The 23,261-nt window shown below is 54.3% G+C and carries 26 protein-coding genes; 5 read left to right on the top strand and 21 right to left on the bottom strand.

What is annotated here, in order from left to right:
* A complete protein-coding gene (locus tag ABJI30_RS11535) occupies nucleotides 1–459 on the top strand; it encodes an NfeD family protein (protein WP_348016839.1) in 459 nt (152 codons plus the stop codon).
* A 27-nt stretch (nucleotides 460–486) separates the two neighbouring features.
* Here the strand turns inward: ABJI30_RS11535 and ABJI30_RS11530 are convergent, their stop codons facing one another.
* Both ABJI30_RS11530 and ABJI30_RS11525 read right to left on the bottom strand, forming a co-directional pair.
* A complete protein-coding gene (locus ABJI30_RS11530) occupies nucleotides 487–867 on the bottom strand; it encodes a hypothetical protein (protein ID WP_348016838.1) in 381 nt (126 codons plus the stop codon).
* Nucleotides 868–895: 28 nt separating this feature from the next.
* Nucleotides 896–1,471 carry a DUF937 domain-containing protein gene (locus ABJI30_RS11525; protein ID WP_348016837.1) on the bottom strand — a complete coding sequence of 192 codons (576 nt, stop codon included), beginning with the start codon at nucleotides 1,469–1,471 and terminating at the stop codon, nucleotides 896–898.
* A 234-nt stretch (nucleotides 1,472–1,705) separates the two neighbouring features.
* Here ABJI30_RS11525 and ABJI30_RS11520 point away from each other — a divergent pair, with 234 nt between their 5' ends.
* Both ABJI30_RS11520 and ABJI30_RS11515 read left to right on the top strand, forming a co-directional pair.
* The gene (locus tag ABJI30_RS11520) at nucleotides 1,706–2,065 is read left to right on the top strand and encodes a DUF3597 domain-containing protein (protein ID WP_348016836.1); all 360 of its coding nucleotides are present in this window, start codon (nucleotides 1,706–1,708) and stop codon (nucleotides 2,063–2,065) included.
* A gap of 50 nt (nucleotides 2,066–2,115) precedes the next feature.
* Nucleotides 2,116–2,766, top strand: coding sequence for a uracil-DNA glycosylase (locus ABJI30_RS11515; protein ID WP_348016835.1), 651 nt, complete (start codon nucleotides 2,116–2,118; stop codon nucleotides 2,764–2,766).
* Here ABJI30_RS11515 and aguB read toward each other — a convergent pair.
* From aguB to ABJI30_RS11485, 6 genes are all read right to left on the bottom strand, one after another.
* Entirely contained in the window at nucleotides 2,763–3,611 is an 849-nt protein-coding gene (gene aguB, locus ABJI30_RS11510) for an N-carbamoylputrescine amidase (protein ID WP_348016834.1), read from the bottom strand. The two genes, ABJI30_RS11515 and aguB, sit on opposite strands and share 4 nt — an antisense overlap.
* 18 nt (nucleotides 3,612–3,629) lie before the next feature.
* A complete protein-coding gene (locus ABJI30_RS11505; RefSeq protein ID WP_348016833.1) occupies nucleotides 3,630–4,487 on the bottom strand; it encodes a methyltransferase in 858 nt (285 codons plus the stop codon).
* A gap of 39 nt (nucleotides 4,488–4,526) precedes the next feature.
* The gene (locus tag ABJI30_RS11500; RefSeq protein ID WP_348016832.1) at nucleotides 4,527–5,387 is read right to left on the bottom strand and encodes a hypothetical protein; all 861 of its coding nucleotides are present in this window, start codon (nucleotides 5,385–5,387) and stop codon (nucleotides 4,527–4,529) included.
* 86 nt (nucleotides 5,388–5,473) lie between these two features.
* Entirely contained in the window at nucleotides 5,474–6,982 is a 1,509-nt protein-coding gene (locus ABJI30_RS11495) for an FMN-binding glutamate synthase family protein (protein ID WP_348016831.1), read from the bottom strand.
* A 108-nt stretch (nucleotides 6,983–7,090) separates the two neighbouring features.
* The gene (locus tag ABJI30_RS11490) at nucleotides 7,091–8,065 is read right to left on the bottom strand and encodes an agmatine deiminase family protein (protein WP_348016830.1); all 975 of its coding nucleotides are present in this window, start codon (nucleotides 8,063–8,065) and stop codon (nucleotides 7,091–7,093) included.
* A gap of 14 nt (nucleotides 8,066–8,079) precedes the next feature.
* On the bottom strand, nucleotides 8,080–9,693 hold the full coding sequence (locus tag ABJI30_RS11485) for a M28 family metallopeptidase (RefSeq protein ID WP_348017813.1): 1,614 nt from the start codon (nucleotides 9,691–9,693) through the stop codon (nucleotides 8,080–8,082).
* Nucleotides 9,694–9,946: 253 nt separating this feature from the next.
* On the opposite strand from ABJI30_RS11485, the gene ABJI30_RS11480 reads away from it, so the two are divergent.
* Nucleotides 9,947–11,908 (top strand): S9 family peptidase, encoded by a 1,962-nt coding sequence (locus tag ABJI30_RS11480; RefSeq protein WP_348016829.1) that lies wholly within the window; start codon nucleotides 9,947–9,949, stop codon nucleotides 11,906–11,908.
* Between the two features lie 69 nt (nucleotides 11,909–11,977).
* On the opposite strand, the gene rpsD is transcribed toward ABJI30_RS11480, so the two are convergent.
* The gene (gene rpsD, locus ABJI30_RS11475; RefSeq protein WP_348016828.1) at nucleotides 11,978–12,592 is read right to left on the bottom strand and encodes a 30S ribosomal protein S4; all 615 of its coding nucleotides are present in this window, start codon (nucleotides 12,590–12,592) and stop codon (nucleotides 11,978–11,980) included.
* A gap of 245 nt (nucleotides 12,593–12,837) precedes the next feature.
* Here rpsD and ABJI30_RS11470 point away from each other — a divergent pair, with 245 nt between their 5' ends.
* A complete protein-coding gene (locus ABJI30_RS11470; protein WP_348016827.1) occupies nucleotides 12,838–13,122 on the top strand; it encodes a chorismate mutase in 285 nt (94 codons plus the stop codon).
* Nucleotides 13,123–13,129: 7 nt separating this feature from the next.
* Here ABJI30_RS11470 and ABJI30_RS11465 read toward each other — a convergent pair whose 3' ends face one another.
* From ABJI30_RS11465 to ccmC, 12 genes are all read right to left on the bottom strand, one after another.
* Nucleotides 13,130–13,855: an RNA methyltransferase gene (locus ABJI30_RS11465; protein ID WP_348016826.1), complete on the bottom strand. Its 726-nt coding sequence runs from the start codon at nucleotides 13,853–13,855 to the stop codon at nucleotides 13,130–13,132.
* Entirely contained in the window at nucleotides 13,852–14,328 is a 477-nt protein-coding gene (nrdR, locus tag ABJI30_RS11460; protein ID WP_348016825.1) for a transcriptional regulator NrdR, read from the bottom strand. Before nrdR ends, ABJI30_RS11465 begins: the two co-directional genes overlap by 4 nt.
* Nucleotides 14,329–14,343: 15 nt before the next feature.
* Complete coding sequence (glyA, locus tag ABJI30_RS11455) at nucleotides 14,344–15,654, bottom strand: serine hydroxymethyltransferase (RefSeq protein ID WP_348016824.1); 1,311 nt, start codon at nucleotides 15,652–15,654, stop codon at nucleotides 14,344–14,346.
* On the bottom strand, nucleotides 15,651–16,100 hold the full coding sequence (gene rpiB, locus ABJI30_RS11450) for a ribose 5-phosphate isomerase B (RefSeq protein WP_348016823.1): 450 nt from the start codon (nucleotides 16,098–16,100) through the stop codon (nucleotides 15,651–15,653). The genes glyA and rpiB overlap by 4 nt, the downstream gene beginning before the upstream one ends.
* Nucleotides 16,101–16,248: 148 nt before the next feature.
* The gene (locus ABJI30_RS11445) at nucleotides 16,249–18,189 is read right to left on the bottom strand and encodes a potassium transporter Kup (RefSeq protein WP_348016822.1); all 1,941 of its coding nucleotides are present in this window, start codon (nucleotides 18,187–18,189) and stop codon (nucleotides 16,249–16,251) included.
* Between the two features lie 161 nt (nucleotides 18,190–18,350).
* Nucleotides 18,351–19,001 (bottom strand): tetratricopeptide repeat protein, encoded by a 651-nt coding sequence (locus tag ABJI30_RS11440; RefSeq protein ID WP_348016821.1) that lies wholly within the window; start codon nucleotides 18,999–19,001, stop codon nucleotides 18,351–18,353.
* Nucleotides 18,998–19,411, bottom strand: a complete 414-nt coding sequence (locus ABJI30_RS11435) for a cytochrome c-type biogenesis protein (RefSeq protein ID WP_348016820.1) — start codon at nucleotides 19,409–19,411, stop codon at nucleotides 18,998–19,000. The genes ABJI30_RS11440 and ABJI30_RS11435 overlap by 4 nt, the downstream gene beginning before the upstream one ends.
* Nucleotides 19,408–19,935: a DsbE family thiol:disulfide interchange protein gene (locus tag ABJI30_RS11430; RefSeq protein ID WP_348016819.1), complete on the bottom strand. Its 528-nt coding sequence runs from the start codon at nucleotides 19,933–19,935 to the stop codon at nucleotides 19,408–19,410. The genes ABJI30_RS11435 and ABJI30_RS11430 overlap by 4 nt, the downstream gene beginning before the upstream one ends.
* Nucleotides 19,932–21,866 carry a heme lyase CcmF/NrfE family subunit gene (locus ABJI30_RS11425; RefSeq protein WP_348016818.1) on the bottom strand — a complete coding sequence of 645 codons (1,935 nt, stop codon included), beginning with the start codon at nucleotides 21,864–21,866 and terminating at the stop codon, nucleotides 19,932–19,934. The genes ABJI30_RS11430 and ABJI30_RS11425 overlap by 4 nt, the downstream gene beginning before the upstream one ends.
* Nucleotides 21,863–22,312, bottom strand: a complete 450-nt coding sequence (ccmE, locus tag ABJI30_RS11420; RefSeq protein WP_348016817.1) for a cytochrome c maturation protein CcmE — start codon at nucleotides 22,310–22,312, stop codon at nucleotides 21,863–21,865. Before ccmE ends, ABJI30_RS11425 begins: the two co-directional genes overlap by 4 nt.
* On the bottom strand, nucleotides 22,309–22,461 hold the full coding sequence (locus ABJI30_RS11415; protein ID WP_348016816.1) for a hypothetical protein: 153 nt from the start codon (nucleotides 22,459–22,461) through the stop codon (nucleotides 22,309–22,311). Before ABJI30_RS11415 ends, ccmE begins: the two co-directional genes overlap by 4 nt.
* On the bottom strand, nucleotides 22,458–23,174 hold the full coding sequence (ccmC, locus tag ABJI30_RS11410; protein WP_348017812.1) for a heme ABC transporter permease CcmC: 717 nt from the start codon (nucleotides 23,172–23,174) through the stop codon (nucleotides 22,458–22,460). The genes ABJI30_RS11415 and ccmC overlap by 4 nt, the downstream gene beginning before the upstream one ends.
* Between the last annotated feature and the right edge of the window lie 87 nt (nucleotides 23,175–23,261).

The following is a 23,261-nucleotide window of genomic DNA, read 5'->3' as shown; positions in this document are numbered from 1 at the left end:
ATGGATATGCTGGAACAAGTGATGTCACTTGAGCCCCATTATCACTGGCTGATTATCGCCTTGATATTGGGTATCGCAGAAATATTCGTCCCCGGAGTATTTCTGATCTGGCTCGCGGCAGCTGCTGCCGTCACCGGCTTTGTCGCCATGTTTATCGACATTACCGTCGCCGGGCAGTTCACCTTGTTCGGGATACTGGCCCTCGCATCGGTGTTTTTCGGACGCCGCTGGTATCTGTCGAACGTGATCGAAAGCGAAGATCCGCTACTCAATGATCGTTCCGCGCGACTGGTCGGTCAGACCGTGACGGTGGTCGAGGCAGTAAGTGCGACAAGCGGGCGCGTGAAAGTTGCCGATGGCGAATGGCCCGCACAGGGCCCCGACATGAAAAAGGGGTCTGTTGCACGGGTCACTGCCGTCAATGGCGGCGTCCTCCAGCTGGAGATGCTGAAAGAATAAGTCAGTCAATTTCCGGCGATGCGGGAGTTACTTCTTGAAGAAACCCTTGGCCATGTCGCTGATGTCATTCAGCGGATTGCCGTCACCATCACGATCCAGAAAACCACCCATCTTGCCGAGCAGGCCGTCTTCGCCGGTCAGCTTGTCCATCAGACCGCCTTCGCCATCAAGCCCTGCTTTTTCCGCCATGGCAGGAAGCAATCCCTTGAGCTTTTCGGCATCCACGCCTGATTCTGCAGCCGCTTCCTTGATCGCCGTCATTTTATCGACACCGTCTTCACGCAACTTTGTGAACAGTGCTTCACCACCATTTTTAAGCTCGTCGGTTGTCATGCCAACTTTTTCTGAAAGCGTATCCAGATTTACATTGTCGGGGAGCATATCAATTATGTTGTCGAGCAATGCCATATTCCGTCTCCTTGATTGATCAATAGGTTCAGCGGACCAGTTTTCCGGCCATTCCGATAATATCATCCAGCGGATTTCCATCGCCATCCAGATCGAGAAGCGAGCCCAGTCCGCCCAGTCCACCTGATGCGTTTTGTGATCCACCGCCGAGCAGGCCGCCAATCAAGCCGCCCAGTCCGCCGCCGCTACCGGAATTATCGCCGCCTTGCTTGGCCATATAGCCCGCGACCATCATCGCAACGACAGGCAACATCTTCTTCAGCAAGTCGCTGCTGATGCCGGTCTGTTGTTCAGCTCCGGCCGCCACGGTCCGACTGACTTCCTTTGATCCGAAAATCTGCCCAAGAACTTCATTGCCCTGGTTAACCGGGGTTGGCTGCGTGCCCAACACGCTGTCGAGCAGTCCGCCGCCGCCCATTTGACCGAGAAGTCCACCCAGACCGTCAAGACCCGATGGCTGTGCCTGTGTGGTTTTCTTGAATCCGCCTAAAATCGCCGGCAGCAGGGCAGCCGCCCCGGCTTGCGCAACGCTCTCGTTGATACCAAGTTCCTTGGCCATTGTTCCGATGCCGCCTGATTGCTGTAGCACGTCCATGATATTCATTTCTGGTCTCCTTACCCGCTAAACCGTTGATTTTGATTCTCTTATCTCGATCTCTCTAGCATATTTTTAGCTCAAAAACCGCCATCTCACAGGCTTTACATATGTTTACACACGCAAACGCGGGACGAAGCGGTGCAATGATGAGACGGCGTTTGACTCCAAAGCCCATTCCACCGAAAAAGAGCATAAGGGCAAAGACTGATAACCCGAACAAACTGATAGAGGAGCAAAATCATGAGCATTTTTGGAAAAATCAAAAGCGCCATTTTCGGCGGAGAAGCAAAAGCAGCTGAACCAACAGCCATTCCGATGGAAGAAGCGGCGCCGGAACGCGCAGCGATTAGCGAAGTCGACGTCACGGCGCGGCTCGACAGCATTCCCGGATCGGACAAGCTTAACTGGCGGACATCAATTGTTGACCTGATGAAGCTGGTGCAGATCGATGCCAGCTATGCCAATCGCAAGGAGCTGGCCGGGGAACTGGGCAATGCTGATTATAGTGGATCCGCGGAAGACAATATCGCGTTGCACAAGCGCGTGATGAGCGAGATCGCGGCCAACGGCGGTATCGTACCGGCAGAATTGAAAGACTGATTTTTCAGTCCTTTGTGGACGTAAAGTCCGAATATATCTAGGCGGGGGCCATGAGCGATCATGGTCCCCTTCCTTTTGCCGAAGCCCCGAAAGGCTGTCGCCGTTGTCCGCGCCTGGTCGGACTTCGCAAACAGCTGCAAAAAATCGAACCGGACTGGTGGAACGCACCTGTGCCTGCCTTCGGCGATCCGGATGCGTGGCTGGCGATTGTCGGACTTGCGCCCGGAAGAGAGGGTGCCAATCGCACCGGTAGAGCTTTTACCGGCGATGCGTCGGGCGATTTGCTCTTTGCCACGCTCGACAAAGTCGGCCTGAGCAATGGTCAGTTTCAATCGCGAGCCGATGACGGTGTGACACTGAACGGTGTGATGATTCTGAATGCAGTCAAATGCCTGCCGCCAGAGAACAAGCCTAACGGAGCCGAGATCAACAACTGTCGGTCATATTTGAAGAAAAGCCTGAACGCCCTGCCCAATCTTCGGGTCATGTTGGCATTGGGAAAGATCGCGCATGACAGCATCATTCGCATGACCGGTGGCAAACTGGCCGACCACAAGTTTGCCCATGGTGCAGAGCATCAATTGCCTGATGGTGTCCTGCTGGTCGACAGCTATCATTGCAGCCGGTATAATGTGAACACCAAAAGGCTCACGGCGGAAATGTTTGAACTGGTGTTCCGGCAAGTCATCGCGACCGATTAGATATCCTCAACCAGTCGCCCGTAAAGCTCGGGTCTGCGGTCTCTGAAAAACCCCATTCCGGCGCGATGTTTGCGGGCCTGTTCAAGATCGAACGTGGCGACGAGTACGCCGCTGTCTTCCGCGCCGTATTCCAGCACCAGATCACCCCATTCATTGGCGATGAAGCTATGGCCGTAGAAGCTCTGATCGCCTTCCTGACCGATACGATTGCTCGCAACCACCGGCATGCAATTCGATACCGCGTGACCTTGCATTGCGCGTCGCCACATCCGGCTGGTGTCGAGATCAGCATCATATGGTTCTGATCCGATCGCAGTGGGATAGAGTAATATCTCTGCTCCCATCAACGCCATCGCCCGCGCGGTTTCGGGATACCACTGGTCCCAACAGATGCCGACACCAATTGTTGCGCCAAAAACCTTCCACACTTTAAACCCGCTGTTACCCGGTCGAAAATAGAATTTTTCCTCGTATCCGGGGCCATCGGGAATATGGGATTTGCGATAGACACCCAGAATATCGCCGTCCGGTCCGATCATCGCCACGCTATTGTAGAAATGCTGTCCATCGCGTTCAAAAAAACTGGCAGGAATCGCAACGCCCAGTTGTTTCGCCAGCTTTTGCATCGCGGCAACCGGCGCACTTTCATCCACTGCACTTGCCAGTGCGAAAAGTGCTTCATCCTCGATCTTGCAAAAATAGGGTCCGGCAAACAATTCGGGCGGCAATATGATCTGCGCGCCCTGTTTTGCTGCTTCATTCACCTTGTCACTGACCGCTGCGATATTACTCGCTTCGTCGCCATCCAGAGACAGCTGCAGGGCCGCTACGGCAAGATCTGACATGGCCGCCCTGCCTTGTTCCTAAGGAAGTTTTCTGAACAGCAATGTCATCCGGTCAGATTCGCCGATTGCCGTGTAGCGCGCCTTGTCCGTTTCGCCGGCTCCATAGCGCGGAGGCAAAGTCCAGACCCCGCCGGGATAGTCAGCTGTGTCTTTGGGATTTGCGTTGATCTCTGATTGTTTGACCAGTTCGAAACCGTTCACTTCCATAAATTTGATAACCGTATCGGTGCGCAGATAGCCTTTGTTGCCGTCGGCATAGCTGAACGGCGTACCATCTTTGGCCCGGTGCTGAATAATACCCACCATCCCGCCGGCTTTGAGCATATTGCGCATCGCTTTTATTTCACTGTCAGCTATGTTCCAGCGCAGCAAATTGTGCATCATCCGCGGAATTATGACGAAATCTGCCGTCCCATTAACTTCGTCCGGCACAGCATCGGCGGTATAGGCCGAAAAGGTGTCGGCCGGCATGCCGGTCCATCCGGCGACGTCGTTGGGAAATTTTGCCGGGAAGCCACGCAAGCGTTGTTTGGCTTCATCTCCAAATGGCACGGAATCGGGTGCAAAGGTCAGACCGATAAACTTGCCCTTTTCGGCAACATAGGGCGCAATGATTTTCGAATACCATCCACCGCCAGGAACATATTCCACAACCGTGTGATCCGGTTTCAGTCCGAAGAATGAAAGCGTTTCCGACGGATTCCGGTATTTATCCCGGGCCTTGTCTTCTCCGCGCCGCTCATGTGCGACAATCGCAGCCAGACCAGCGTCATCGTGGCTCATGCCATCCTTTGCGTGATGCTTTGCCAAAACAGGCGTTGCTGAGACCATGGCAATTGCAGTTGCCAGGCCTGTGGTCATCAAAATGTTCTTCATCGTCTTCACTCCTGTTCCGAAAACTTTCCTTGAGGGTCTTTAGGCGCGCTTCCTGAACAACAATGTCATGCGGTCGGATTCCCCGATAGCCTGATATTTTGCCTTGTCTTCGTCGCCCTTGCGCAAAATCGGAGGCAAAGTCCACACGCCACCTTCATAGTTGGCAGTGTCTTTGGGATTGGCATTGATCTCGGATGACCCGACCAGCTCAAATCCGTTCAATTCAAACAATGCGACGACAGAAGACTGTTTCAAATAACCTTTGGTGCCGTTCGACATGGCATAAGAGGCATCGGCTTTGGCACGATGCTGTACAACGCCTATCATGCCATCGTCGGCAAGCATTTCACGCATCGAACGCAATTCCGCATCCGCACGGTTGCCATTCAGCAGTCCGTGCAGCGAACGGAAAATCACGATCCGATCAATCTTGCCCTTCATTTCATCAGGCAACTCGTCGGATTCAAATGCCGAAATTTTATCCGCGTCAACACCGGTCCATCCCGAAGCAGTCTCAGGGAAACGCTCGGGCCAGCTTTTGAAGCGGGCTTCCCGCGCACGCGTGCTGAATTTGATAATGCTGCTATCGCCATTAATCGCGACATATTTTCCCGATCCGCTGACATAGGGCAGCAAAATCCGGGTATACCAACCTCCGCCGGGACCATATTCTGCAACAGTCTGTGACGGCTTAATCTGGAAAAACTTCAGCGTTTCAATCGGCTTTCTGTATTTGTCCCGTGCATTGTCGCCCGCGCGCCGATCATCCGCCAATACCGACTTCAGATCACGTTGATGACTTTCTGCGCCACCATCTTCGTGATGTTTGGCCATCGCGGACATTGTTGGAGTTGTCAGTATTGCGCCGGCCATACCGATCAGAAACAATTTGTTTTTCACATTCTTGCCTTTCGTTTCGAGGGACTACCTCTCTGTTATTCTCTATAATTCAGCGACCTGCACAATTAAAGCGCTTTCCCGATTGATCATGTCGATGACGAAACCGGATCGATCGCTTCCGGTCGCGGATAAAGTTCATCCAGTGGCACAGACTTTCCATCGGCCTGTACGATCCTGACATGCTTGCGGCCGAGCTGCCTTGGTTCATCGACGCCGCAACTATGCGCGATTACTTCCACTTCATGCACGAGGTTCTTGCAGTAATTCGCCACCTTCACCTTTTTGTCGGAAGGATCGAGCCCGCGTTGCAGGCGCGGATCGTGCGTGGTTATTCCGGTCGGGCAGGTGTTCTTGTTGCACTTCATCGCCTGAATGCAGCCGAGCGAGAACATGAACCCGCGCGCACTGTTGACGAAATCTGCGCCCGCACAAAGCGCCCAGGCCACATCAATCGGGGTGACCCGTTTCCCCGCAGCAATGATCCGGATGCGTTGGCGCAATCCGTATTTGTGGAATATGTCGGAAAGCATCGGCAGGCTTTCGTCCAGTTGCAGACCAACATTGTCCATCAATGGCATCGGTGCCGCGCCCGTTCCGCCATCACCACCGTCGAGCGTAAAGAAATCAGGGGCGCTCTCGATCCCGCGCCGGTGAATTTCCTGACATAGTTGTTCCAGCCAGCCATAGGCGCCGACCACGGCCTTGATCCCGGTCGGCTTGCCGGTGACATTTCGGACGTGGTTGATGAAATCTAGCATGTCCTCGACACTATTGATCTCGGGATGACGATTGGGGGAGATTGATGCCTGACCCGCGGGAATCCCGCGCACTTTCGATATGGTATCTGTGACTTTCTCACCCGGCAGGATTCCGCCTTTTCCAGGCTTGGCGCCCTGCGATAACTTGATTTCGAACATACGGACCTGCTCATGGTCCGCAATCTCCTTCAGCTTGTCATCGTTCAGGCTGCCATCTTCATTCCGCACGCCATATTTGGCGGTGCCGATCTGGAACACAATGTCACAGCCGCCTTCGAGATGATAGGGTGACAATCCCCCTTCCCCGGTATTCATCCAGCAGCCGGCAGTCTTCGCCCCGTGCGACAAGGCGCGAACTGCCGGGACAGACAATGCACCAAAACTCATAGCCGAAACATTGAACAGCGAATGGGCTTCATAGGGCTTTTCACAATTCGGGCCTATCACGCAAGTTGCAGTCTCAGCGGCATCCCTCTCCAGCGTCGGGAACGGACAATTAACAAAGATCGGGGTGCCCGCAGGATCGAGATTCTTGGTCGAGCCAAAAGCAATGGTGTTGCCCTTGCCCTTTGCGGCGCGGAGAACCCATTCTCTTTCCGCCCGATTGAAAGGCATTTCTTCGCGATCCATCGCAAAGAAATATTGCCGGAAAAATTCACCCAACGAGCTGAACAGATGCCGGAAACGTCCGATCACCGGATAGTTGCGCCGGACGGCATCCTGCTTTTGCGTGATGTCCACGAAAAACAAGATGATCACCCCGGCCAGTCCGAGCCCGAGTGTAAAAATGAAGATATAGGTCAGTGTGCTGAGTATATTGAGAATTCCGTCGGCCATCATGATCCCCTGTCCAGGCAAAGTGAGACTAGCATCATGCAATGCCTCTCACAAAGGTTCGTCGCAGCTTTTGCATAAGTTACTCCGGCACTGTTTCGTCCTGGCAGGCTATGCGGGTATCTGCTGGGAAATACAGTGAAAGCTTCCACCGCCGCGCAGTAACGCCTCGCTCGACACACCAACTGCCCGGCGATCCGGAAACAGTGCTCCGATTTGCTCCACCGCCCGCTGATCATTTTTCATCCCATATTGAGGGACGGCAACAACACTGTTGCCGACATAAAAATTCATATAGCTCGCCGGGGCAATTTCTTGATCAATCAGGTATCGGCCAACCGATGGAAGCCGGACAACAGTCAGCCCCGATCCTGCGGCTCGCCCGGCGGCATCCTCAAACACCGCGGCATTGGGATCGTCGGCTTCCGAAGCTTGCGGTATTGCGACCTTTGCGTTCCCCACGAAACGCGCCAGATTATCGACATGACCATCGGTATGATCCGCCGCCAAGCCATCCTCCAGCCAGCAGAGCGTTTCGGCTCCCAATGCGGATTGCAGCAATGCTTCCGCCGCACCCACGGTGAAGTCATTGTTCCTGTTGCAGTTCAGCAGACATTGCCGGGTTGTGATCAACCTGCCGGTGCCGTCACCGTCGATCGCTCCCCCTTCCAGAACAATATCCCATTGCCTGGTTTCAATATTGCGGCTTTCCGCGAGACGGCGGCCAATATCCTGATCCCCGGGCATATCAAACTTTCCGCCCCAGCCATTAAAACCAAAATCATTGCCGAAAACAGTCCCGTTCTCGCATGTGATAATCGGTCCGGTATCCCGCAACCAGATATCACCAAATGGTTCGACAATGATCGAGATCCGTTCATCGACGAGCGTTTTGGCAATGCCCCCGTCGGCAGCGGTTCGGCATGTGAGAATGACATGCTCGCCCCTGCCCTGGTCAAAAACGGCATTGGCAAATGCAGCTACTTCGCGCTGGGCATCGAGCAGGCGATCGGGCCATTCGGTAACGTCACCGGGGAAGCCGATCCAGACCGCTTGATGCGGCTCCCATTCAGCGGGCCAGCGCACAGGATAGTGCCGAGCTAGTTTCCGGCGCGGCTTTTGTCGCGGGCTTCCCGGAATTCATCACCTTCATTCCAGTTGGGCCAGTCTTCCGTCATCGCCAGCATCCGGGCAACCGTATAATAGACTTTCAGGTCCCCCATTACACCGTCCCAGTTCCAGTTCGGATCATATTCATCCTTGGGACCATGATAGCGATTCTCGGTATAATCCTTGCTCAGCGCCTCGCCAGCTTCGCGGCCGCCTTCGATCAAATCTTCACCGCCTTCGAAATAAATCATGGGCACACCCAGCTTCGCAAAGCTGAAATGGTCAGACCGATAATAGAACCCCTTTTCCGGTGTGGGTTCCGCTTCGGCAACACGGCCATCTACCGTGAGAGCACCTTCAAGATAACGATCCAGCTGCGACTTGCCTTTACCAACAACAACCACGTTCTTCGCAGGCCCCGCCATACCGAACGCATCCATGTTCACCCCGCCAACGGTCTGGCTGAGCGGATAGATTGGATTGGCGGCATAATATTCGGATCCGAGCAGGCCAGATTCCTCGGCGGTCACCGCCAGGAATATGATGCTGCGATCCGCGGCACCCGCTTTGGCATGGGCTTCGGCAAGAGCAACCAGCGCCGCAGTGCCCGTCGCATTATCAACTGCGCCATTGCAGATATCATCTCCATCGGGGGCCGGCTTGCAGCGTCCGAGGTGATCCCAGTGTGCGGTATAGACAACATATTCATCCGGGCGTGTCTTGCCTTTCAGCAGACCGATAACATTCTTGCTGTCCATCTTTCCGATCGCATTGTCGAAAGAAACCGATGCCTTTGTGTTCAGCGGAACGGCTTTGAACCCTTTCTCCCGGGCCGCTGCCATCTGCTCCGCCAGATCCTGACCGGCGCTGGCAAATATTTTCTCAGCTACCGATTTCTGGATCCAGCCATTTGCTTTCGTCTGGTCAGAACCGCCATTGGCTGTTTGCGCATAGAATTGAGGCCCGCTCCAGCTCGATTCGACCACGTTCCAGCCATAAGCTGCTGGTGCGGTGTCGTGAATGATCAATGCGGCTGCGGCTCCCTGACGAGCCGCTTCCTCATACTTATATGTCCAGCGTCCATAATAAGTCATGGCGCGACCACCAAATTCGCCTTCGAGGCTTTCGGTGCCGAAATCCGGATCATTGACCAGTATGACGACGGTTTTGCCTTTTACGTCAACACCGTCATAATCATTCCAGCCGCGCTCTGGCGCGTTGATGCCATAACCGACAAAGACCATTTCGCTGTCAGCAATCTCGATGCTGTCCTGCTCCTGATAGGAAGTGACAACCATTTCCGGACCATAGGCGAAGCTCATGTCTTCTGAGCCGCCTGTAATGGCCAGAGGCGTCACTTTTTCCGCTTCGATAGAAACGAGCGGGACGTCCTGATACCAGCTGTCACCATTGCCCGGCTCGAGACCGGCCGCGGCAAATCGTTCCGAAATCAGCTTGATTGTTTTTTCTTCGCCAGCCGTTCCGGGCGCGCGCCCTTCATAAGCGTCCGAAGACAGTTCTTCGGTGATCGAGGTCATCGTATCAACAGACAGTTCCGGTGCGGAAACTTCCGGAAGAGGAATGGAGCTCTCGCCCTCACTCATGTCCTTGCAAGCAGAAACAAGCAGCACAGGCAGCGTTAAAGCTGCCACCATTTTCATGTTCATTCGGAGATCCTCTACCAATCCGGTTTCAATCGTTCCCATTTGGCAGAGCAGCAGGGGCGTTGCAAGGTTTTGCTCGATGACAAGGGGCCGTGCAGAAACCTGCGACAGCGCTCTTGTTATCAACGCACAAATACCATAGCCTTCCCCGAGTTAGCTTGAAAAGTATTCTGATTGAATAGGGGGCGTAAAAGTGCAAAATTTAGCTGGATCAACTGTGTTGATTACTTTGCTGGCATCGATGGTAGCCAGTCAACCTGCGCTGGCAAATGACCAGGCAAAGATTTTTGGAGCAATGCCGTCAATAGAGGATATCAGCCTTTCTCCAGATGGTACGAAGATCGCGTTCCTGTCTCCCGGACCGGGCAATCAAACCGATCTATATTCAATCGATCTGACGAAAGGGAATACACCCCAACGCCTTACAAGCTCCTCGGGCGACCCCGAGGATTTCTGGTGGTGCCGCTGGGTATCGAATGAGCGATTGGCTTGCAAAATCGGAGCCATGGAAGACTATGCTGGTGATATTTACACCTCAACCAGCGTGTTTGCGATAAATTCAGACGGCAGTAATCCCAAGTTACTGAGCAAGCGGCAACCACCCAATGCAATCGGTGTCAGTCTGGGTGGGGGTTCAATCATCGATTGGTTGCCCAGCGAAGAAAGCGCGGTACTCATGACGCGGTATCATGTGAAAGAAGGGGCCGCCAGAACCCGTATACGCAAGACGAAAAAAGGGCTGGCGGTTGAACGAATCGATACATTGACCGGCAGATCCAAAATGGTCGAAAGACCCGAAGATGAAGCGGTCGAATATATCACTGATGGTCAGGGCAATGTCCGAATCAAGGGAATGCGGGTCGAAAGAGGAAGTACCGAACTCGATAGCGGACAAATAAAATACTATTATTCGTCTGGCAAAGACTGGCTGCCCCTGGGTGAACTGGATTACGCAAACCGTACCGGTTTCAATCCCTACGCGGTGGATTCCAAATCCAATCGGGCCTTCGGATTTGCTCCTTATCAAGGAAGGAAAGCACTGGTTTCGATAGCTCTGGATGGAACCATGGATCAGGACGTTATTTATTCACATGATGAAGTGGACGTTGATGGTCTTATTAGGATCGGCAAAAACCAGCGGATCGTGGGCGCCAGCTATGCCACAGAGAAACGCCGGGCGGTCTATTTCGACCCCGAACTGTCAAAATTGGCGTCCGCGTTGGGGAAAGCCCTGGGAGCAGGTTATTCCATCCATTTTGCCGATGCCAGTCTGGACGAAACAAAACTGCTGATCTGGGCTGGATCAGATGTTGATCCGGGGCAATATTTTCTGTTTGATAAAACCAGCAAGCAGTTGCGCCCACTTTTGGGTGTCCGTCCAAATGTTGAAAACAACACATTGGCGACTGTGAAACCGGTATCCTATCCTGCTGCCGACGGCACGATGATACCTGCATATCTTACACTTCCGGTAGGGTCATCAGGTAAAAACCTGCCCGCAATTGTCATGCCTCATGGAGGCCCGGAAAGCCGCGACGAATGGGGTTTCGACTGGCTTTCCCAGTTCTTTGTGAGTCAGGGGTTTGCGGTACTACAACCCAATTTCAGAGGCTCGTCCGGCTATGGCGACGAGTGGTACAAGAAAAACGGGTTTCAATCGTGGCGTACATCTGTCGGGGACGTAAGCGATGGCGGAAAGTGGTTGATTTCGGAAGGCATAGCCAAACCATCAGCCCTTTCGATCGTTGGCTGGTCTTATGGCGGTTATGCTGCCCTGCAGTCGGCTGTGATTGCACCTGATCTCTTCAAATCCGTTGTGGCTATAGCACCAGTGACGGATCTGCAGACACTGAAACAGAATTCCAGGCGCTATTACAGCGGCGCGGTGACGCGCGAATATGTAGGCAGCGGTCCGCACGTCAAACAAGGCTCTCCAGCACAGAATGTGGATGCAATCAAAGCACCTGTGCTGCTGTTTCATGGTGACTATGACCAGAATGTGAGAATTCAACATTCCAAATTAATGGAAAACAAACTCAAAGCAGCGGGGAAACCGGTGACCTTTGTTCGCTACGACAAGTGGGAACATAGCCTCCGGAATTCTTCTATTCGAGCAGACATGCTTCAAAAATCGATTGAATTCCTGCCAAAGTAAGAGGGGATTCCGGACAAAAAAAAGGGCGGCTCCAAAGGGCCGCCCTTTTTTTGTCAGGTCTGGAAACAATCAGCGTGAATAAAATTCGACGACCAGATTGGGTTCCATGGTCACGGGATAAGGTACTTCGTCCAGCGTAGGTACGCGAACATAGGTGACCTTGTCGGTTCCGTCCGGTGTGACATATTCCGGAATTTCACGCTCTGGAAGGCTCTGCGCTTCGATCACCAGCAGCATTTCTTTTGCCTTGTCGCTCAGGGACACTTCGTCACCTGGCTGCACTTTGCGCGAAGCAACGTTACATTTCACACCATTCACACGAATATGTCCGTGGCTGACCAGCTGACGGGCAGCAAAAATCGTGGGTGTGAATTTTGCGCGATACACAACCATATCGAGGCGTTGCTCAAGCAGGCCGATCAGATTCTGGCTGGTATCGCCTTTCATCGCAGCAGCTTCGCTATACGCACGCTTGAACTGTTTTTCGGTCACGTCGCCATAATAGCCTTTCAGCTTTTGCTTGGCGCGTAGCTGCAGACCATAGTCGGACAATTTGCCTTTGCGACGTTGTCCGTGCTGGCCAGGTCCGTAATCACGCCGGTTGACGGGTGATTTGGGACGACCCCAGATATTTTCGCCCATGCGGCGATCAAGTTTATATTTCGAGCTGGTACGTTTGGTCATCAGATGACTCCTAATTTGCTGTTTCAATTCGTCCCGGAATGCACCGGAATTCCAACAGGAAAACCGCGGCTACCGCTTCACCGGGGTGCGGAGCCAATTGCAAGACGCGGCCTATGACGATCAATCCGAATATTGTCAACAGCATTTGCTCTCAGAAAACGCATGGAAATCGCCATGAATGCTCGACTTCACGATCGCCAGTGACTAAACGCGCTCGCATGACAAACAGCACTTCGCTCCCCCCCATGGAAACTATGACCGATGTCCGCCAGCAAGTGGACCGGATCGATGCCGAATTAATTGCATTATTCGCCCAGCGCTTCGCGTGCATGGACGCGGCTGCAAGGATCAAACAGGATCGCGCCGCCGTGCGTGACGAAGTTCGCAAAGCCCAGGTTCTGGAGCATGTGAAGCAGCTCGCGGCCGAAGCAGCTATTCCGGTTCCCACCATGGCAGCGATCTGGGAAATGCTGGTTGAAACCTCGATCGGTTATGAATTTGAAAAATGGGACCAGATCAGAGACGTCTGACGCCGTTTTATTTGGGGTGCGGATTTTCAAACGAACTGAGTACCCCGCGCCAGGTCTTCACTTCCTCTTCGGTCCAGCCAGGTTTGGTCAGCATGTTGCGCAACGTGATTTTCGTCGCCGCGGCGCGATCCGGCGGATAGAAATACCCGGTTTTCTCCAGAGCAGCTTCCATATGCGCGTAGAGCCGGTCCAGCTCGATCTGGGGCGCCGGCTGTGAAGGTTGTTTTTCCAGCGTCGGCTGAACGTTCCGTTCGTCCATTTTGGACAATTCATAAGCCACAAGAATCACCGCCTGCGCCAAATTCAGCGAGCCGAATTCCTGATTGATCGGAACCGTGATGATTTTGCGTGCCAGTTCGACATCCATGACCTCAAGTCCCGAACGTTCCGGGCCAAAAAGAATGGCGCATTTTCCGTTGGATGCCTGCATATCTTGCGCCGCAGCAGCGGGTGCTAGCACTTCCTTTGTCATCCCGCGTTTGCGCACCGTCGTCGCATAAATATGCGAACAATCGGCTACGGCTTCGGCGGTCGTTGCGAAAACCTCTGCCTTTTCGAGCACGATATCTGCCCCGGCTGCAGTTGGTCCAGCGGAAGGATTGGGCCAACCATCGCGCGGATCAACAATCCGCATCTCGCTAAATCCGAAATTGAGCATGGCCCGCGCGGCCTTGCCGATATTTTCTCCAAGCTGCGGCTTGACCAGCACGAAAACCGGCGCGCGATTACTCACTTATCGTTCAAATCGGTTGCGCCAATATCTTTCACACTACCCGCAAATTCTTCAAAATCCCGGGCTTCCGTGAAATCCTTGTAGACCGATGCAAACCGGATATAGGCCACGCTGTCCAGCCCTTTGAGGCCATCCATAACCATTTCACCAATGCGCTTCGAAGGAATCTCATTCTCGCCGCTGGTTTCCAGTTGCCGTTGAATTCCCGAAACCAACTGATCCATCTGTTCCTGTGCAATCCCGCGCTTGCGGCAGGCCAGAGAAACGGACAGATCAATCTTGGATCGGTCAAACGGTTCCTTGCGGTCTTCGCTTTTGACGACCGTAATCTCGCGCAGCTGAATCCGCTCGAACGTCGTAAAACGTGCGCCGCATCCCTCACATTGCCGTCTCCGCCGAATGGTTGTCCCATCCTCGGTCGGACGGCTGTCCTTCACCTGACTGTCATCATATGCACAAAACGGGCAACGCATCGGATATCTACTCGCTTACTCGGGATAGATCGGAAAACGGGCACATAATTCTTCGACGCGTGCCTTCACATCGGCTTCTACAGCCGGATCACCGGCTTCTCCTTTGTCTCGCAAACCGTCAAGAACATCAGCAACCATGTCGCCAATCATCTGAAATTCGGCTGGCCCAAATCCGCGGGTCGTACCAGCGGGTGATCCCACTCGTATCCCGCTGGTTTTCATCGGCGGTTGCGGATCGTTGGGCACACTGTTTTTGTTGCATGTAATGCCTGCCCGCTCGAGAGCTTCATCTGCATCGCGTCCGGTAATCCCGAGCGGAGACAGATCGACCAGTGCAAGATGCGTATCAGTCCCGCCCGCGACAAGATCAGCGCCGCGTTCCTTCAATCGCGCGGCCAGTATCTTGGCATTTTCGATGACTGCTGCGCTATAGCTCGCGAACTCGGGGCGCAGCGCCTCGCCAAAAGCAACAGCCTTGGCAGCAATGACGTGCATCAACGGGCCACCTTGCAATCCGGGGAACACCGCAGAATTGATCTTCTTGGCAATCGCTTCATCATTGGTCAGCACCATGCCGCCTCGCGGACCGCGTAACGTTTTATGGGTCGTGGTCGTTACAACATCGGCAAATTCCAGCGGGCTGGGATGGTAGCCGGCCGCTACCAGGCCGGCGAAATGCGCCATGTCGACCATGAAGATCGCTCCGACTTCATCAGCGATCGCCCGGAATTTCGCAAAATCAATCTGGCGGGGATAAGCGGAACCACCGGCGATGATCAGCTTTGGTTGATGCTCTTTGGCCAGCGCTTCGACTTCGTCATAATTGATCAGATGATCGTCTTCGTTGACGCCATATTGTACCGCGTTAAACCATTTGCCGGACTGCGCGGGTTTGGCACCATGAGTCAGGTGACCACCTGCATCCAGTGACATTCCCAAAATCGTATCGCCGGGTTTGGTCAGCGCCAGCATCACTGCGCCATTGGCTTGCGCTCCGCTATGCGGCTGCACATTTGCAAAACCGCAATTGAACAGTTGTTTGGCGCGGTCAATCGCCAGCGTTTCGACATCATCCGATGGTGCGCAACCCTGATAATAGCGGCGACCGGGATAACCTTCGGCATATTTGTTGGTGAAAACCGAGCCCTGTGCCTGCAGGACCGCTCTGGACACAATATTTTCCGATGCAATCAGCTCAATCTGGTTCTGCTGGCGAGACATTTCGGCATTGATCGCCCCGGCAACCGCAGGATCGCTCTCATCAACCGAAAAATCGAAAAAACCGGTCGGCCGGACATCTTGAATATCTGCCACATTGCTCATCATGCTACTCCTTCGGTGTTCGGGGCGGACAGCTTGTCGACACGACGTTGATGCCGGTCACCGCCAAATTCGGTGTTCAGAAACTGGGTGATGCAATCTTTTGCGATCTCGATACCTACCAGCCGGGCGCCCATAGCGATGACATTGGCATCATTATGTTCGCGCGACAGTCGGGCCGAAAGACCTTCAGACACAAGTGCACAGCGGCAGGCCGGATTGCGATTGACCGCTATGGAAATGCCAATTCCGGAACCACATAATGCGATCCCGCGTTCGGCAGAACCGGAAGCCACGGCATCGGCAAGCTTGTATCCATAATCCGGATAGTCGACGCTATCTGCAGTAGCCGGACCAAGATCATTTACATCATGTCCGTTTTCTTCCAGCCAGGCGACAAGCGCGGCTTTCAATTCGAGTGCGGCGTGATCTGAAGCAATGGCGATATGCATAGGCTGTTTATCCCGTTTCGGCCCGGTGGTTCACCTTGTCTCGCGCAAGGGAATCAATGCCCGCTATGTAGTAGAGAGAAATTGGATAGGCCACAAAATATTGCGGATTTGATCAAGAAATTCACTTTTGTCCGTCTGGGCGGCGGAATCAGATTTCCATCTGGCTACCAAGTTCCACAACCCGGTTGCTGGGAAGCTTGAAAAACTCCATCGCGGTCGCTGCGTTACGGAGCATCCAGGCGAATATCTTCTCTCGCCAGATCATCATTTGCGGCTTTTCAGATGGCAACAACGTCTGACGCGACAGGAAGAAGCTGGTCTGCATCATGTTGAATTCCATGCCGCATTCCTTGACCTTTTTCAGAGCAGCCGGAACGTCGGTCTCCTGCATGAAGCCGTAATTCAAAATCAATCTGTAGAACCCGTCGCCAAGATCGTTAACCTTCACGCGCTTGTCCGCCTCAACATAGGGTACATCCTGGATGTTCACCGTCAGGATAACCACACGCTCGTGCACAACCTTGTTATGCTTGATATTGTGCAGCAGGGCCGAAGGCACGCCGACGGAAGCAGACGCCATAAAGATCGCCGTCCCGGGAACCCGGGTCGCACTGTTTTTGGCGGACTTGGTGAAAATCTCGATCGGCATGGCAGCTTCAGCCATATGCTCGCGCATGATTTTGCGACCCTTTGCCCAGGTCGTAAGCAGCATGAACGCAAAACCGCCAACCATCAGCGGGAACCAGCCACCTTGCGGAACCTTGGTCAGGTTCGCTGCAAAATAAGCCCCGTCGACAACGAAGAACAGAATGATCAACGGCGCGGCATACCACCATTTCCATTTCCACATGGTGAAGACCAGAACCGCGAGCAGACAGGTATCGATCAGCATCGCGCCGGTGACGGCAATACCATATGCGGATGCGAGGGCACTGGAACTCTGGAACGTCAGTACAAGGATCAAAACGGCAATCATGATCGTCCAGTTGATCACAGGAATATATATCTGCCCGGCTTCCGATGCGCTGGTATGTTTGACCGTCAATCGCGGAATAAAGCCCAGCTGTATCGCCTGATGAGTGACCGAGAACGCCCCGGAAATCACGGCCTGACTGGCAATGAAAGTAGCCATGGTTGCCAGTATCACCAGGGGCAGTCGCAGCATCTCCGGTGCGAGCAGGAAGAAGGGATTCTGGATGGCTTCCTGCGCTCCGGCCTGATCCAGCCCGATAATCATCGCGCCCTGTCCAAAATAATTGCAAAGCAAGGCGGGCATGACAAACCCGAACCACGCAATCCGCATCGGACGGCGCCCGAAATGCCCCATATCGGCAAACAAAGCCGCAGAACCAGTGACCGCCAGCACGACCGAGCCCAGGGCAAGAAACGCCTGAAATCCGTCAATCAGAAAAAATTGCAGTGCGTAATAGGGATTTAATGCCAACAGAATTTCGGGGTTCTGGACGATTTGACTCAGCCCCAATATGGCTATGACCGTAAAGTAAATGAACATGATCGGCGCAAACAAAGCGCCGATTTTCGCCGTTCCCCGCGATTGGATCATGAAGAGAAATACCAGCAGACCAACCGCGATCGGGATCACGACCGGCTGAAGTCCGGCCTCTACAACCGTAAGACCTTCAACCGCAGACAAAACCGATATTGCCGGGGTAATCATGCTGTCCCCGTAGAAGAGCGAAGTCGCAAATACGCCCAGCAGGATTGCCACCCAGCCGAATTTCGATCGTCGCAAGGCTCCGGACAAAAGCGCAACCACGGCGAGGCTTCCGCCCTGCCCTTTATTGTCCGCCCGCATCAATATGGTGACATATTGAATGGCGACCACCAGCGTCATCGACCAGAAAATCAGGCTGACAACACCAAAAACATGGATCTTGTCGAGCGCCAGCGGATGTGCACCGACGAATGTTTCGCGAAACGCGTAAAGCGGGCTCGTTCCGATATCACCAAATACAATGCCGATCGCACCTGCGGCCAGCTTGGCAACAGCGCTTCCCTCCTGACGGGAACCATGCGGTCGAATGCCGCGGCCGGGTTTACGGCCCGATGGTGCGGGAGTTTCTGACATTGAACAGACCGGTGCGGTGTTCCCCTGTGTGATTTGAAACCCGTTTGCTAACATAGCTGGCGGGTTTCAGCGAGCGGGCGCGATTACCATGGGCCATGCAGGCGCGCAACAAAGCTCTGAATGCGTTAACCAAAATACTGGAAAGATTGGCTTTTCTGAATTTAGTTGGCTGGCTTTGGTTCCACCGGCAAGGATGGTTGCGCGCGCTCCATGGCAGCCAGGCGCGACTCGAGATCCTTTCGCCAGGGGGCATCGTCCGTACTGCGCGCCAGCAATTCGGTCCATATCGCTTTGGCCTGATCAATATTGCCTGACTGTGCATATGCCAGACCCAGAAAAAATGGCGGACCAGGGTGCTCCGGAGAGATTTCGGAGGCGCGTTGAAACGCAAACTGGGCTGCCGGTGTGATAATGCCATCGGCATGCACGACCAGCGCATTGCCCAGCCCGACCCAGAGGTCAGGATCATTCGGATGCTCCTTGACGCCATTGCGCAGATAATTGGCTGCGGCTCCGTGTTTGCCCCCGCGATTGAGCGCGTCGGAGAAGACCAGCCATTCCTTGGCGCTTCCAAAACGTTCGCCCATTTCATTGCGGGCATCAATGCTGGAATCATCAAAACTATTGGGTTTTTCTGCGGGCTCAACCGAAACGCCCGCCATTCCCGGATGTCCCTGCCATGCATATCCGGCGACGCTGAGCAGCAGCGCGGCACCTGTTAGTTCATAAGCTGCCCTTGGCAATTTGCCGATGACCAACAGGCTGCCAAACAACAACACCAAAAAACCCAGGAGAATCAGCCACCCCATCATTCCTTGTCCTTTGTCTTGCGGAATCGTCCGCGCGCCAGCCAGACTGCTGCCAGGAACAGAAAGATCGGTGCGACCCACAGCGGCCAGGTTACAGCCGTTACCGGCGGATCATATGTCACCCAGCTACCATAGCGATCGACCAGCCAGTTGCGCACCTGATCCGGTGTTTCGCCAGCCGCAATACGCTCGCGGACCTGACTGCGCATGTCTCCGGCCATCGGTGCGTTACTGTCGGCAATCGACTGGCTCTGGCATTTCAGGCAGCGCAATTCATCCATCAGGTCGCGTGCCTTGGCTTCCTGTTCGGGATTTTCCAGTTGACGATCTGCATAAGGTGCGGGCGGCAGACCAGTCTGGGCAGACAGGGGCATCGTGATCAGGACGCTCAAGAGGACGAGCAAAAATCTCATTCCGCATCTCGCAATATTTTGATCAGTTCCGCAACATGTTCTTTGCGTATGTCGCCGATATGCTGATGCACGATGACACCATTTCCATCGATCACAAAAGTCTCCGGGACACCGGATGACCCCAGTTCCAGCTGCACAGAACTGGTTTCGTCGGATCCAATGCGGTTATAGGGATTGCCCCAGCGGCCCAGAAAATTGGCAATATCTTCGGGTCGGTCGCGAATGGCAATGGCGTTGATCTCGACGCCAGCGCTTTGCAGTTCCAGGAGCTGCGGTGCCTCGGCGATGCAGGGCAGACACCAGCTCGCGAATATATTCAGCAATTGCGGTTTGCCGGTTGCGAGATCCTTGCTTGCCAGAGCCGGTCGCTGATCGATAGCCGCCGGAAGAGAAAAGTCGGGCATCTTTTTGCCCACCATCCGGGACTCTATGATATTGTCCTTCGGCATCATCAATCCGGTTGCGACGGCGATGAAGAAAAGTCCGAACAGGGCGAGCGGCAGCCAGAGCAGTCCACGTTTCATAGCACCAGTTCCGCATGTTCTTTCTGAAGACGCTGCCTGCGGCTGCGCAACAGCCTGCCGACTACTGCCAGCAATCCGCCAAACGCGACCAGCAACCCTCCAAACCAGATCAGGGTCACAAACGGCTTCCACCATGTTCTGATCTGCCAGCGCCCGGTGCTGTCACCATCACCTAGCACGACATAAAGCTGGCCATTCCAGCGCGTCAGCAGAGCAGCTTCGCTGGTTTGCGTCTGTGCTGCAGCAAACATCCGGTTTTGCGGTGCGATCTCTACTTTCTCGCCATCATCATATTGTACAGTTATGCGAGCTTCGAGCGCGGTCCAGTTTGGGCCTGCCAAAGGTTCAATCGCTTCAAACTTCATTTTCCATTTGTCGAGCTGGGTCTCGTCACCCGGTTTCGCCGCAACCAGTTTTTCCTGCGTGAAACTGCTCTCCGACGCCATGCCGACCAACGCGACGGCAATGCCAAAATGCGCGATAACCATCCCATATGTGTGAAGCGGCGTCCTGCGCAAATTGCGCTTCCACAGCGGCGCAAAACTGGCAACACCGACACCCGCCGCCAAAGCGAGCCCGAGAAGCGACAATATCGACATCGAAGTGGTCATCAGGACAAGAATGAAGAGCATGCCAGCAGCAATCAGGATTGGCACGGCAACCCGGTTAAGCAAAGTCGCTGCATTGTCCCGACGCCATTTCATCAATGGTCCTGCGGCCATGATCGCCACAAGCAGCAACGCGAAGGGTCCGGTGACGAGATTGAAATAGGGTGGTCCAATCGAAACCTGCGTTCCAAAAGCCTCCGTAACCAGCGGATAGAGCGTACCGATAAACACCAGTGCCAGAATGACCGACAGCAAAAGATTGTTTGCGACCAGCGAACCTTCCCGGCTGACGAGCTCGAATTTCGAACCTTCCTTGACCGTTCCGATGCGCAGCGCAAACAGCGCCATGGCCCCGCCAATATATATTGCCAGCAAGGCCAGAATGAAACTTCCTCGCTCCGGATCAACAGCAAACGCATGGACGCTGGTCAAAATCCCGGACCGTACCAGAAATGTCCCGATCATCGACATCGAGAAAGCCACAACCGCCAGCATGACTGTCCAGGCACGCAGTCCGTCACGTGTTGCAAGCACGGTCACGGAATGCAGCAATGCCGTCGCAGCGAGCCAGGGCATCAGTGAAGCGTTTTCAACCGGATCCCAGAACCACCAGCCGCCCCAACCCAGTTCATAATAGGCCCAGTAGCTGCCAGCGGTTATTCCCAGAGTCAGGAAAATCCAGGCGCCCAAAACCCAGGGACGCATTGCCTTTGCAAAGGCCGGACCGACATCTCGCGTTATCATGGCTCCGACGGCAAAGGAAAAGGCGACCGAAAGCCCGACATATCCGAAATAAAGCGTGGGAGGGTGAAAGGCGAGGCCCGGATCCTGCAGCAGCGGGTTCAACCCCTGCCCTTCAGCCGGCACCGGACTCAGTCGCTCGAACGGATTGGAGGAAACGAGCAAAAACGCATAGAAACCCAGGCTAATGAATGCCTGAGCGGCCAGCGTGGTGATCAGCGTGGCTGTTTTCAGATTGCGCTCGAACAGGGCGATAAGCGCGCCGGCCAGCCCCATGACGGTCACCCAAAGGAGCATCGAGCCTTCATGATTGCCCCAGGTTCCGGCGAATTTATAGAGGAACGGCTTTACCGAGGCGCTGTTTTTGGCAACCAGTGAGACCGACAGATCAGACCTCAGGAACAGCCATATCAGCAGCACAAAAGACAGTGCCACAAGAACGCCCTGGGCCACCGCGACCGGACGAATGGCAGCGCTGAAATCGGCACGGTCAGTCCTCAGGCCGACCGCACCCAGTGCAAATTGCAACAGTGCGAGACCCGCCGCCAGCCACAATGCGATCAGACCTGCCTCCGCAATCATTCCACCAATGTTCCCGTAGCTGTGGGTGTACCGGTCATGTCAATGCCATCCAGTTCCCGCGGAATGTAATTCTCATCATGTTTTGCAAGGAGAGTTTCCGCTTCAAAACTCCCGTCAGCCAACAGCTTTCCATCTGCCACGACACCGGATCCTTCGACGAACAGGTCGGGCGTGATCCCGGTATAGGTGACCGCTTGCCTGGCATCGCCATCATGAACGATGAAATTGACAGTCACACCATCTGTTTCACGTTGTATTGATCCGGTCTCCACCATGCCTCCGAGCCGAATGGCTTGGCCGGCCGCTGGCTTCTTCGCAGCAAGATCGGAAGGCGTATAGAAATAACTGGCCTGATCACGCAGTGCAAAGGCCGCCAACAATCCTGCACCAACAAGAGCCAGCACGGCCATGACCGCCAGTGTCAGTCGCTGATGTTTTGCTTTCATGTTCCGGTCTTCTTTTCTCTTGCCGCAGTCGTCATGGCTTGAACTTGCTGTTCCGACTTGCGCATTGCCGCATAGCTCATCGCAACCACAATGGCGGTGCCGAATATCACGATCACATAAGATGCAATGACGAAAGGCCAGTGATTCATTCTGCAGCCATCCTTTTCAGTCGCGCTTCCACTTTGGTTTCCGCCAGTATTCCGCGCATGCGCATCAGAACGATTGCACCGAATAAGAGGCTGAATCCAATTACATTTACAGCCAGCGGCCATAGAAAAGCACTATCGATTGTCGAACCTGACGTTGTGATACTGGCTTTTTGATGCAGCGTATTCCACCAGACGACCGAACGGTTGATAATGGGAATATTGATCGCGCCGACGATCCCGAAAATGGCAGTCACTTTAGAGACACCGCCCTTTTCGCTACTGGCGCTCGCCAGTGCGATATAGGCGAGATAGAGGAAAAACAGGACCAGAACCGATGTTACCCGGCCATCCCAGACCCACCATGCCCCCCAGGTTGGTTTGGCCCAGATCGCACCGGTAATCAGCCCGAGAGCAGTAAACAGCGCGCCGGGAACTGCAACAGCCCGGGCTGCGACCGATGCCAGCGGATGTCGCCAGGCAATCTGTACAATGCTGGCAATCGCGATGGCGGTCCATCCGCCCATGGCCAGCCAAACCGTAGGAACATGAATATACAGAATACGCACGCTGTCGCCCATCAAGCGATCTGCCGGTGCATAGAACAGGCCATATCCGGAACCAATCGCGATCAGGATCACGCCGGCAACCAAAAGCCATGGCGTCAGCGGTCTGGCGATCGACAGGAAACGGGCAGGATTTGCATAAGCGTGCATTTGGAAACCGGTCATTGCCTTTGTCTGCTGTGTGGCAAGCATAATCGAGCAATTCGATGGCAGAAGACCCGCTAAGCGACAAGTGTT

This window comes from Parasphingorhabdus sp., assembly GCF_039968395.1.
GTDB lineage: Bacteria > Pseudomonadota > Alphaproteobacteria > Sphingomonadales > Sphingomonadaceae > Parasphingorhabdus.
Note: the sequence above shows the minus strand (reverse complement) of the source record. Positions and strands in the feature narration are given on the sequence as shown.

Bases quoted from the DNA above. Each gene is read 5' to 3' on its own strand.
- ABJI30_RS11535 (WP_348016839.1), top strand. From the start codon at position 1: ATGGATATGCTGGAACAAGTGATGTCACTTGAGCCCCATTATCACTGG.
- ABJI30_RS11530 (WP_348016838.1), bottom strand. From the start codon at position 867: ATGGCATTGCTCGACAACATAATTGATATGCTCCCCGACAATGTAAAT.
- ABJI30_RS11525 (WP_348016837.1), bottom strand. From the start codon at position 1,471: ATGAATATCATGGACGTGCTACAGCAATCAGGCGGCATCGGAACAATG.
- ABJI30_RS11520 (WP_348016836.1), top strand. From the start codon at position 1,706: ATGAGCATTTTTGGAAAAATCAAAAGCGCCATTTTCGGCGGAGAAGCA.
- ABJI30_RS11515 (WP_348016835.1), top strand. From the start codon at position 2,116: ATGAGCGATCATGGTCCCCTTCCTTTTGCCGAAGCCCCGAAAGGCTGT.
- aguB (WP_348016834.1), bottom strand. From the start codon at position 3,611: ATGTCAGATCTTGCCGTAGCGGCCCTGCAGCTGTCTCTGGATGGCGAC.
- ABJI30_RS11505 (WP_348016833.1), bottom strand. From the start codon at position 4,487: ATGAAGAACATTTTGATGACCACAGGCCTGGCAACTGCAATTGCCATG.
- ABJI30_RS11495 (WP_348016831.1), bottom strand. From the start codon at position 6,982: ATGGCCGACGGAATTCTCAATATACTCAGCACACTGACCTATATCTTC.
- ABJI30_RS11485 (WP_348017813.1), bottom strand. From the start codon at position 9,693: ATGAGTGAGGGCGAGAGCTCCATTCCTCTTCCGGAAGTTTCCGCACCG.
- rpsD (WP_348016828.1), bottom strand. From the start codon at position 12,592: ATGACCAAACGTACCAGCTCGAAATATAAACTTGATCGCCGCATGGGC.
- ABJI30_RS11470 (WP_348016827.1), top strand. From the start codon at position 12,838: ATGGAAACTATGACCGATGTCCGCCAGCAAGTGGACCGGATCGATGCC.
- nrdR (WP_348016825.1), bottom strand. From the start codon at position 14,328: ATGCGTTGCCCGTTTTGTGCATATGATGACAGTCAGGTGAAGGACAGC.
- glyA (WP_348016824.1), bottom strand. From the start codon at position 15,654: ATGATGAGCAATGTGGCAGATATTCAAGATGTCCGGCCGACCGGTTTT.
- rpiB (WP_348016823.1), bottom strand. From the start codon at position 16,100: ATGCATATCGCCATTGCTTCAGATCACGCCGCACTCGAATTGAAAGCC.
- ABJI30_RS11445 (WP_348016822.1), bottom strand. From the start codon at position 18,189: ATGTCAGAAACTCCCGCACCATCGGGCCGTAAACCCGGCCGCGGCATT.
- ABJI30_RS11440 (WP_348016821.1), bottom strand. From the start codon at position 19,001: ATGATGGGGTGGCTGATTCTCCTGGGTTTTTTGGTGTTGTTGTTTGGC.
- ABJI30_RS11435 (WP_348016820.1), bottom strand. From the start codon at position 19,411: ATGAGATTTTTGCTCGTCCTCTTGAGCGTCCTGATCACGATGCCCCTG.
- ABJI30_RS11430 (WP_348016819.1), bottom strand. From the start codon at position 19,935: ATGAAACGTGGACTGCTCTGGCTGCCGCTCGCCCTGTTCGGACTTTTC.
- ABJI30_RS11425 (WP_348016818.1), bottom strand. From the start codon at position 21,866: ATGATTGCGGAGGCAGGTCTGATCGCATTGTGGCTGGCGGCGGGTCTC.
- ccmE (WP_348016817.1), bottom strand. From the start codon at position 22,312: ATGAAAGCAAAACATCAGCGACTGACACTGGCGGTCATGGCCGTGCTG.
- ABJI30_RS11415 (WP_348016816.1), bottom strand. From the start codon at position 22,461: ATGAATCACTGGCCTTTCGTCATTGCATCTTATGTGATCGTGATATTC.
- ccmC (WP_348017812.1), bottom strand. From the start codon at position 23,174: ATGCACGCTTATGCAAATCCTGCCCGTTTCCTGTCGATCGCCAGACCG.